Genomic DNA, 9,808 nt, shown 5'->3' on the forward strand with positions numbered 1-9,808 from the left:
TGAAAAATGGCGTACTAAATGCGTATTTCAGCCGAGTATTGCCTATTAGGGGGCTATACCCATTCGAAAAAATTGGCACACACCATTCAGCCGGGGTTTTTGTTATCCGTGCAAAGGTCTCGGTATATACAAAGAGCAGCAACATTGGAACAAACACCCCTAACTGCTTATAAACATCCATGTCTCGAATAATTCTACTAAGTCTACTCTCAATGTCAATTTCTCGTGATGCGGATAGCATAAGCAAGCTAGCAACCGGAATTAAGTCTGCTGTACAAAATACTTTTTCAAATGCGTAGGGGGTTTTAATCAAAAAAAACGCTACTGGCCAAAAACCGACAATAAAAATTATTGGCAAGCAAAAGTCGAAACAAAACCAAGAAAATAAAGAGTTTTGATAATGTTTTCTAGCAAGTTCTACACTCATTACATTAACCCGAATATTGGAACGCTAATTCCTATAGCTCGATTATTCAACACACTATTTTAATGATAACGCAAGAGGATATGCCGAGGAACGAGACGCAACATTCGCGAACGATGGACTACCGCATCAGCCTGTCCTATCAGCAAGCCCGTATGGGGTGTAACGTAATACGGGGCATCAGTGCCACAAATCCCGGATTCCGCAAGCTCCATCCAGGCCACCAGCCATTTTCATCGCTCTGACTCTTTCTTAGCCACCTTATCCCGTAAATAAACCGGCATGGCCTGTTCGACGGCAACCGCCAAGCCTTGTTTGAAGCCTTCAACACCTAAACGGGCGACTGCCCTGGCCCTGGGCAGGTTATCGGATTCATAACGGATGACGCGGTGCGATAAGCGCGACAACAATTCCTGGTGATACACCTTCCAGCCCGAACCAATACCCACCCCAGACACATCGGGGAATTCGATTTCGCTGGCGGGTATCACCGCTTCTTTCCCTACCAGCTCTGCATAACCGTCAGCATTCCGCTGATAAACACCCCAATAAATCTCATCCATACGCGCATCCATCGCCACGAAAGCAAGGTTTTCGTCGTTATGGTCGAAAAAATCTTGCGCCAGCGCCGCCAGATTAGACACAGGAACCACGGGCAGGTCGAGCGCAAAGGCGATGCCTTGTATGATACCTGTCGCAATGCGTACACCCGTAAAAGAGCCAGGGCCACAACCGAAAGCCAAACCATCGAGATCAACGGGCGTGAGGCTCGCTTCGGACATTAACGAGTCAATCATCGGCAATATCAGTTTGGTGTGTTCTTTAGCTGCCAGGCTGAATTGTTCGGTGATTTTCCCGTCTATCATCAAGGCTGCTGAACAGGCTTCTGTAGCAGTTTCGACTGCCAGTAATTTCATTGCTTATGCTCTATCGGGTTCTCTATCGGCTGTTCTGCCTGAAAAAATGCCCGTACATCATCAATAGTGCGCGTACGTTTCATCGCTGGTACACTATCTAAAAATACTTGCCCATAAGAACGCTTTAATAAACGTGGATCGCATACCATCAAGACCCCACGGTCAGTTTCATCACGGATCAGGCGGCCTACGCCTTGCCGTAAGGCGATCACGGCGGTGGGCAGTTGATATTCAAAAAAAGGGTTGCCGCCGTGTTTGGCGATGGCATCCAATCGTGCTTTTAGTACCGGATCGCCGGGCGATGAAAATGGCAGTTTGTCGATAATGACGCACGATAAAACCTCGCCCCTGACATCGACACCTTCCCAAAAGCTCGCCGTACCCAGCAACACCGCATTGCCCAAGCGCTTGAATTGCTCCAATAACTGGGCTTTAGGCTTACTGCCTTGGATCAGCAAAGGATAATCGAGCCGTTGCTCCAGTAATTCAGCGGCCAGTTTGAGCGCCCGGTGGCTGGTAAACAAAAAAAACGCCCGGCCTCTGCTGGCTTCCAGTACCGGTATGACAAATTCGACGATAGCCGGAATGAAGTTGGTATCATCCGGCTTTGGTAAGCCTTTAGGATGATAAAACAGGGATTGCCTGGGATAATCGAAAGGACTCCCCCATTGTTCACTGTGAATATCGCCCAGACCTAAGTTGTTGGCAAAATGGTCAAACTTATCGGCCACACTCAAGGTTGCCGAGGTAAAAATCCAGGTTGCCTTATGCTGCTGCATGAACGCCTTAAATTCTTTGGCAATATCCAGAGGTGTGCGGCTTAAGGTAAAGGTTTTCCGGTGCGTCTCGTACCAGCGTATCCATTTGCCGGTATTATCATCAGTAATGTCTTCTAATTGTAGGCATATGTCCTCGGCCCGTTTGTAACACAAGTCCAGTTCTTTAGTTTTGACCGATGCCAGTTTCAGTTGCCCGCATAAGCGTCGTAGCTGTTCCTTGACGACATTCAGGCTGGACAGGATTTTAGGGTTATTTTTGATGTCCTTCCAATCGCCGCGCTTAAGCTCAACCCCAAACGCTAAGCGCAAGTCTTTCACTTCATGCTCGAGATCCTCACAGGCTGTCCTGAGTTCGGGGAGGTCGGTTGCATCTTTGAAATATTCGATTAAGGAATCTTTAGCCAGATCAATAAGCTGCTTGCCGCCGACATGGATGCCAAGAAAGTTGGATGCGGTTTCCGCCAACTGGTGCGCTTCATCGACAATCACAACCTCAGCGCTGGGCAACAGTTCACCAAAACCGCTGTCGCGGATAGACCAGTCCGCGCATAACAAATGGTGATTAACCACCAACAAATCACACTCTTGGGCTTTTTTTCTGGCTTTGACCAGAAAGCATTCGCTGTACTCGGGACAATCCTGGCCCAGACAATTCTCAACTGTGGAAGTTGCCAAATACCAAGCCGGATCGCTCTCGGTAAGTCCTGTCATTTCCGAAATATCGCCAACTTTGGTGCGCTGGCTCCAGGACTTGATCTTGGTTAAGGCGGCTGCCTCTTCTTTATTAAAGCCGAAGGTTGATTCCAGCGAATTTTGCAGCCGGTACCGACATAAATAATTGCTCCTGCCTTTCAGCAAGGCGGCAACAAAAGGCGCTTTTAGCGTTTTGCGAATAATCGGCAAATCTTTGTTGAAAAGCTGATCCTGCAAGTTTTTGGTGCCCGTCGAAATGACTACTTTTTTACCCGATAAAATAGCAGGAACCAAATAGGCAAAGGTCTTTCCCGTACCCGTACCGGCTTCGGCGATTAAGTTTTGGTTTTCATCAATCGCGTTGGCGATAGCCTCCGCCATTTCAGTTTGCGCTTCGCGAGGTTGATAGCCTTCCAAAATACTGGCTAATGCACCTTTGTCGCTAAAAAAAGACCTGAATTCTGTCACTTATTGGCTTTTGCCCAGATGAAAAGGGTATTTGGACCCATGCAGATCCTGCGATGGCTATTAATGGTAGAAGCGAGTATTCTAACCGGATTCCAAGCTGATAAGCGATAAGTAGATCAGGGGCAAACAAACCCGAAGTCCCCGAAGAAAAGACAAGGTAAAACTTCGTGTTCTCGGCAATCACTGAAGTACAGGCTGGACGAACGTTAATGGGTTGATTCCGTACCTAGCGAGCTTGACGAACCATGAGCGAATTAATTTGTTCAGAGTTTTCTTACAACCGCCATAGCTGAAAAACATTGCTTAATCCCGATTAATTTGTTTAGCCAGTGCTTCCGCATAACCAATATAAGTTCTTGGCGTAAGCTCTAGCAAGGCTGTCTTTGCTTCATCTGGAATTTCCAGTTTCTCAATGAACAACCGCAGTTGTTCAGGTGTGATACGTTGGCCTCGGGTCAGTTCCTTTAATTTCTCATAAGGCTTTTCGATGCCATATCGGCGCATCACCGTTTGTATGGGCTCTGCCAGGACTTCCCAGTTGGCATTAAGGTCGGCTTCAATAGTTTCAGGGTTAATCTGCAATTTTGAAATGCCTTTTAAAGTCGCTTGTATGGCAATGCTGGTATGGGCTATGCCAACGCCGATATTCCTGAGGACAGTTGAATCAGTCAGGTCACGCTGCCAACGGGAAACCGGCAATTTTTCCGCCAAAAATGCAAACAACGCATTGGCAATACCCAGATTACCCTCGGAGTTTTCAAAATCTATCGGATTGACTTTATGAGGCATGGTGGATGAACCGACCTCACCTGCGACGGTTTTTTGCTTGAAATAGCCCAAGGAGATATAACCCCAAACATCGCGGTCAAAATCCAGCAAAATGGTGTTGAACCGGGACAGTGTATGGAAAAACTCAGCAATGTAGTCGTGCGGTTCAATCTGGGTGGTATATGGGTTAAACTGCAAGCCCAAGGACTCGACAAAGTGCTGGGCAAATTCCGGCCAATCGACTTCGGGATAAGCCACGCAATGGGCATTATAATTACCGACAGCACCATTGATTTTGCCCAGCAATTGCACCGCTTCCAGTTGCTCTTTCTGGCGCAGTAGTCGGGCAGCGACATTAGCCAGTTCCTTACCCATCGTCGTAGGTGTTGCCGATTGCCCGTGGGTACGGGACAGCATAGGCTGGGCTGCATTCTCCATCGCACACTGCTTGATTGCTGCAATACAAGCCTGCATTTGGGCAACAATCACCTCACGGCCTTCCTTGAGCATCAGCCCATAAGAAAGGTTATTGATGTCTTCCGAGGTACAGGCAAAATGAATGAATTCACTGACTTTTTCTAACTCAACGATACCGGCAATTTTTTCCTTCAGGAAATATTCAATCGCCTTGACATCGTGGTTAGTGGTTTTTTCTATGTCTTTAACCCGCTCAGCATCGGCTTTTGAAAAATCAGTAACAATACTTTCGAGTATGCGTTTCGCCGACTCACCAAAGGGGCTGACCTCAGCAATATGTGAATGATTTGCCAATGCCTGAAACCAGCACACTTCAACCTGTACGCGGTAACGAATCAAACCAAATTCACTAAAAATAGGCCGCAATTGTTCAACTTTACTGGCATAACGGCTATCAATGGGAGAAAGTGCAGTCAGTGTGGCTTGGCTCATGGCGTTATCCGGTGGTGGGTTAGGTAAAAATGTTTGCTTTGGATTCGATGATACCGCCGCCGAGACAGATTTCACCTTGATAAAAAACGACCGACTGGCCTGGCGTGATGGCCCGTTGCGGCTGGGTAAAGACAGCCCTGCACCGGTCATCGCCTAGCGGCGTCAATCGGCAAGCTTGATCTTCTTGGCGATAACGGGTTTTCGCCGTGCATTCGATGGTTTCTGTTAACGGTTTGTTGTTGCACCAGTCCAAGCGGCTGGCTTCCAAAGTATTATGTAGCATCAAGGGATGATCATGTCCTTGCCCCACGATAAGGACATTGTTGTCCAGGTCTTTATCAAGCACGTACCAAGGGCCGTCCGGTGCGTTTTTAACTCCGCCTATCCCCAAGCCCTGACGTTGTCCCAAGGTGTAGTACATTAAGCCTTGATGACTGCCAATTTGAACACCTTCCGGGGTACGCATTTCTCCTGGCTGGGTTGGCAGGTAGCGTTGCAAAAATTCAGTAAACTTGCGTTCACCAATAAAACAAATACCGGTGCTGTCTTTTTTCCGGTAATTATCAAACCCTGCTTTTTGCGCCAAACTACGGATTTCCGTTTTACGAAGGTACCCGATTGGAAATAAGGACTGCGATAACTCGTGCTGGCCTAATGTGTACAGGAAGTAACTTTGTTCCTTGTCTGCATCAAGCCCCTTTAACAAAGAATAGTCACCGTCTTTTTCGATCACCCGTGCGTAATGCCCGGTAGCTATGGTTTCGGCACCTAAATCCTGGATGGCGTAATCCAGGAAAGCCTTAAATTTAACGTGTTTATTGCACAGGATATCAGGGTTTGGCGTACGCCCAGCCTTGAATTCAGACAGGAAAACTTCAAACACTTCGTCCCAATACTCGCTGGCGAAATTGACTGTTTTTAATTCAATGCCCAGCCGGTCACAGACTTGTTGGGCATCAGCCAGATCTTCCATAGCGGTGCATTGTTTCGTGCCATCATCTTCTTCCCAGTTTTTCATGAACAACCCAGCCACCCGATGCCCTTGTTCCAGCAATAACAAAGCAGTGACGGAAGAATCAACACCGCCTGACATGCCGACGATGATATTATTAGCCATATTCAAGATCGAGAAAAGACTTGAGCAATTCCAATGGATAACGCTGACCGGTTAGGTATTCATCCACAGAAATCGACACTAAAGGGCTACGCAAACGATGTCGCTGTTCCTTGATTTCCTCACGGCTAAGCCAATGCGTAGCGACCACGCCCTCGTCCAATGGTTGATTAGGATCATGGCTATGGCATAGTCCGGCAAAACAGCATCTCAGGAAGCTAGCGGCGCGGGGCTTTTTACGCCAAAGCTGGATGGAGACAAGATATTCAGGCTCAAATTGCCAAGCCGTTTCTTCATAAACTTCGCGCTTGACGGCTGCTATCAGGCTCTCGTTTTCCTCAAGATGTCCGGCTGGCTGGTTGAACTGCAAGCCATTGGAGGTGTGTTCCTCAACCAGCAAAAACCGCCCATCACGCTCAATAACTGCGGCGACCGTAACGTGTGGTTTCCACACCATTAACACTATCCAGAAAAGTAAATGCGCATTTTACAAGATTTACCCCGTCGGATATGCAAAGATTTGAACTAACCCTAGTAAATATGTCCAAAAATCGGTTTATATCACAATTGTATTATTGCCCGTTCATGGTACTTTGTATTTTATTGTTATAATTAGATTGAAATACACCAAATCGGTAATATGTTAGTGATTATGCGTTTAATGACGGGTTCCTATGTCTGAATTCGAGCCATATAAAGATGATGACCACGGCTTGGCTGTACAAACGGCCAAACCAAAACTGAAAAAACCGCCCTTGTATAAGGTCATCTTGTTGAACGACGATTTTACGCCGATGGCTTTCGTGATTGACATTTTGATGCACTTTTTTGGTATGCCGGAAGACCTTGCAACACGGGTCATGCTGCAAATCCATACCCAAGGCGTGGGCGTGTGTGGGACATTTACCAAAGATGTTGGCGAGACTAAAGTGTGCATCGTCAACGAATATTCGCGGGAACACCAGCATCCCTTGTTGTGTTCAATGGAAGAAATGTAGTTTGGAGAATGTATGTTAAGTAAAGAACTAGAAGTGACATTAAACAATGCCTTTAAAAATGCCCATGATAAGCGCCATGAATTTATCACCGTCGAGCATTTATTGCTGGCTTTACTTGACAATGCGTCTGCAGGTGCCGTCATGGTCGCTTGCAGCTGCGATATGAAATCACTGCGCGGACAACTGACGCAATTTATTGATGAAACTATTTCTTTAATTCCCGAAGGTGTCCAACGCGACACTCAACCCACGCTGGGTTTTCAACGGGTTCTGCAACGGGCGGTTTTTCATGTCCAGGCTTCTGAAAAGAAAGAAGTTTCCGGTGCAAATTTATTCGTTGCCTTGTTTAGTGAACAAGATTCTCACGCGGTCTACCTATTGAACAAACAAGATGTCTCAAGGCTGGATGTGGTAAATTACCTTGCCCACGGGATTTCCAAATTTGACCAAGACAATTCGACTGGTGTAGATCAGCCAACAGACACCAATGCCCCGGATGCAGAGTCTGCGGGTAGCCCTTTAGAAAAATACACTGTAAACCTGAACGATGAAGCGGTAAAAGGCAGGATTGACCCCTTAATTGGCAGGGAACTGGAGGTTGAAAGAACCATTCAAGTGCTTTGCCGCCGACGTAAGAATAATCCTTTGTTTGTGGGCGAGGCTGGCGTTGGCAAAACCGCCATCGCAGAGGGCTTGGCAAAACGAATAGTGGAAGAAAATGTCCCTGAAATCTTGATGGATAATACCATTTATGCACTCGATTTAGGAGCGCTGGTAGCCGGCACCAAATACCGTGGCGATTTTGAAAAGCGGTTGAAAGCGTTAATCAATCAACTGAAAAGCCGGCCTGAAGCTATCCTCTTTATTGATGAGATCCATACTATCATTGGTGCCGGTTCCGCTTCTGGTGGGACGATGGATGCCTCCAATTTGATCAAGCCGATGCTGGCTTCCGGTCAATTGCGCTGTATTGGCTCAACCACTTATCAGGAATATCGTGGCGTATTCGAGAAAGACCATGCCTTAGCCAGGCGTTTCCAGAAAATAGACATCCTTGAACCTTCTGTTGAAGACACGGTTTTGATCCTGAAAGGGCTGAAATCGCGTTTTGAAGAGCACCATGATGTCAAATACTCAGCCGAAGCGCTGCGCTTGGCGGCTGAATTATCTGACCGTTACATCACTGACCGACATTTGCCGGATAAGGCGATTGATGTCATTGATGAAGCGGGTGCCAAGCAACGCATGGCTTCCGAAGCTAATCGTAAATCGCTGATTGAAGCCGCCGAAATTGAGGAAATCGTCTCAAAAATCGCCAGGGTTCCCGCTAAATCGGTTTCCACGAACGACATTGATAAACTTGGCAATTTGGAGAAGAATCTCAAAATGTTGGTTTTTGGTCAGGACGAGGCAATTTCGGCCTTGGCAACAGCTATCAAATTATCTCGCGCCGGACTTCGGGAAACCCAAAAAACTATCGGTTCATTCCTTTTTTCAGGCCCTACGGGTGTAGGCAAGACCGAAGTGACCCGGCAGTTAGCTAAGGTATTAGGTATCGAACTGATCCGCTTTGACATGTCTGAATACATGGAACGCCACACGGTATCCCGACTGATCGGTGCGCCACCTGGGTATGTTGGATTCGATCAAGGCGGCTTGCTAACCGAGCAAATAAGCAAACATCCACACGCCGTCCTACTCCTGGATGAAATTGAAAAAGCCCACCCGGATGTCTTCAACCTTTTGTTGCAGGTGATGGATCATGGCTCGCTAACCGATACTAATGGCCGTAAGGCGGACTTCCGTAACATTATTATGGTAATGACAACTAACGCGGGTGCTGAAGAAAGCAGCCGAGCATCAATCGGCTTTACGCAGCAGGATCATGCCACAGACAGCTTGAAAATAATCGAAAAAGGCTTTTCCCCTGAGTTCCGTAACCGCCTGGATGCCATTATCCAGTTCAAGCCACTGGACATATCCATAGTCGGACATGTTGTTGATAAATTTATCTTTGAATTGGAAGCCTTACTTGCAGACAAGGAGGTGACCTTATCGCTAGATACAGAAGCTCGTTTGTGGCTGGCCGAAAACGGTTGTGACCCAAAAATGGGTGCAAGGCCGATGGCGAGACTTATTCAGGAAAAAATCAAGAAGCCGCTTGCAAATGACTTGTTATTTGGCAAACTGGCGCACGGCGGCAATGTTCGCGTTTACTTGGAGAACAACGAACTGTGTTTCGCGGTTGAAAGTAAGGAATTGACAGTTTCTGAAAACAACTGAGTAGCAGTACTTTAACTTGATCGTGTGTACGATAGCTTTAGCGCATACGAAACGAAATACGGCCTTTAGTTAAATCATAAGGCGTCATTTCAACTTTAACGCTGTCACCCGTAAGTATTCGAATGTAATGCTTACGCATTTTCCCCGAAATGTGGGCGGTTACGATGTGCCCATTTTCCAGTTGAACCCGAAACATGGTATTAGGCAAGGTATCAATCACCTTCCCTTCCATCTCAATTTGGTCTTCTTTAGCCATAAAAATTACCTAGGAAATTAAAATGGCATTATAACATATTCATATTCATCAATAGCAACCCGCTAACCATTAACGGGTGCGATTAAAAGTGCGGTTTAAACTCAAGCGGCCTGACGCGGTTGATTCCAGTACCCTTCCCAATTGCCGTTGGCTCGAAGAATCCTTAAAGCCAACATTGAAGCCACGTTATCGGGGGGCA

Annotated in this window: 9 protein-coding genes; 2 read left to right on the top strand and 7 right to left on the bottom strand. The window is 46.9% G+C overall.

Going from position 1 to position 9,808, the window contains the following annotated elements:
* The 6 genes from ACLQ6D_RS06325 to ACLQ6D_RS06350 all read right to left on the bottom strand — a co-directional run.
* On the bottom strand, positions 1-427 hold a 427-nt coding region (locus tag ACLQ6D_RS06325), incomplete at its 3' end, for a hypothetical protein (protein ID WP_411726443.1).
* A 230-nt stretch (positions 428-657) separates the two neighbouring features.
* Complete coding sequence (gene tsaB, locus ACLQ6D_RS06330) at positions 658-1,341, bottom strand: tRNA (adenosine(37)-N6)-threonylcarbamoyltransferase complex dimerization subunit type 1 TsaB (protein WP_411726444.1); 684 nt, start codon at positions 1,339-1,341, stop codon at positions 658-660.
* Positions 1,338-3,281: an ATP-dependent DNA helicase gene (locus tag ACLQ6D_RS06335; RefSeq protein WP_411726445.1), complete on the bottom strand. Its 1,944-nt coding sequence runs from the start codon at positions 3,279-3,281 to the stop codon at positions 1,338-1,340. The genes tsaB and ACLQ6D_RS06335 overlap by 4 nt, the downstream gene beginning before the upstream one ends.
* 303 nt (positions 3,282-3,584) lie before the next feature.
* Positions 3,585-4,958, bottom strand: a complete 1,374-nt coding sequence (gene purB, locus ACLQ6D_RS06340) for an adenylosuccinate lyase (RefSeq protein ID WP_411726446.1) — start codon at positions 4,956-4,958, stop codon at positions 3,585-3,587.
* A 19-nt stretch (positions 4,959-4,977) separates the two neighbouring features.
* The gene (mnmA, locus tag ACLQ6D_RS06345; protein ID WP_411726447.1) at positions 4,978-6,075 is read right to left on the bottom strand and encodes a tRNA 2-thiouridine(34) synthase MnmA; all 1,098 of its coding nucleotides are present in this window, start codon (positions 6,073-6,075) and stop codon (positions 4,978-4,980) included.
* The gene (locus ACLQ6D_RS06350; protein WP_411726448.1) at positions 6,068-6,529 is read right to left on the bottom strand and encodes an NUDIX hydrolase; all 462 of its coding nucleotides are present in this window, start codon (positions 6,527-6,529) and stop codon (positions 6,068-6,070) included. Before ACLQ6D_RS06350 ends, mnmA begins: the two co-directional genes overlap by 8 nt.
* A 217-nt stretch (positions 6,530-6,746) precedes the next feature.
* On the opposite strand from ACLQ6D_RS06350, the gene clpS reads away from it, so the two are divergent.
* Together clpS and clpA are read left to right on the top strand one after the other, a co-directional pair.
* On the top strand, positions 6,747-7,070 hold the full coding sequence (gene clpS, locus ACLQ6D_RS06355) for an ATP-dependent Clp protease adapter ClpS (protein WP_411726449.1): 324 nt from the start codon (positions 6,747-6,749) through the stop codon (positions 7,068-7,070).
* 12 nt (positions 7,071-7,082) lie between these two features.
* A complete protein-coding gene (gene clpA / locus ACLQ6D_RS06360) occupies positions 7,083-9,353 on the top strand; it encodes an ATP-dependent Clp protease ATP-binding subunit ClpA (RefSeq protein WP_411726450.1) in 2,271 nt (756 codons plus the stop codon).
* A gap of 37 nt (positions 9,354-9,390) precedes the next feature.
* On the opposite strand, the gene infA is transcribed toward clpA, so the two are convergent.
* Positions 9,391-9,609 carry a translation initiation factor IF-1 gene (infA, locus tag ACLQ6D_RS06365; RefSeq protein WP_023494599.1) on the bottom strand — a complete coding sequence of 73 codons (219 nt, stop codon included), beginning with the start codon at positions 9,607-9,609 and terminating at the stop codon, positions 9,391-9,393.
* Positions 9,610-9,808: the final 199 nt, after the last annotated feature.

This window comes from Methyloglobulus sp. (assembly GCF_046714055.1).
Taxonomy (GTDB): domain Bacteria; phylum Pseudomonadota; class Gammaproteobacteria; order Methylococcales; family Methylomonadaceae; genus Methyloglobulus.